The 203-nt window shown below is 73.4% G+C and carries 1 protein-coding gene; it reads left to right on the top strand.

The features are described 5' to 3' along the window. Positions 1–19: 19 nt before the first annotated feature. On the top strand, positions 20–203 hold a 184-nt coding region (locus J0911_RS00385; RefSeq protein ID WP_242636083.1), incomplete at its 3' end, for a DUF1702 family protein.

A 203-nucleotide genomic window follows, 5' to 3' on the forward strand; every position in this document is an offset into this window, starting at 1 on the left:
CCGGGGGTACCGGATCGGGATGGAACGGCCCGGCGCGCTGGAGGTGATGCGCACGCTCCAGGAGGTTCCCGTCGGCATGCAGGGCTTCGCCGCGGAGGGCGCCGCGATGGCGGTGGCCGTCCGCGGCATGCTGGAGCCGTGGCACCGGGCCGCGTTCCATGAGCTCGTCTCCGTCAGCGGCGGCCGGCACAGCTACATGATGC

Origin of the sequence: Myceligenerans salitolerans (assembly GCF_017349295.1) — a bacterium.
Lineage (GTDB): Bacteria > Actinomycetota > Actinomycetes > Actinomycetales > Cellulomonadaceae > Myceligenerans > Myceligenerans salitolerans.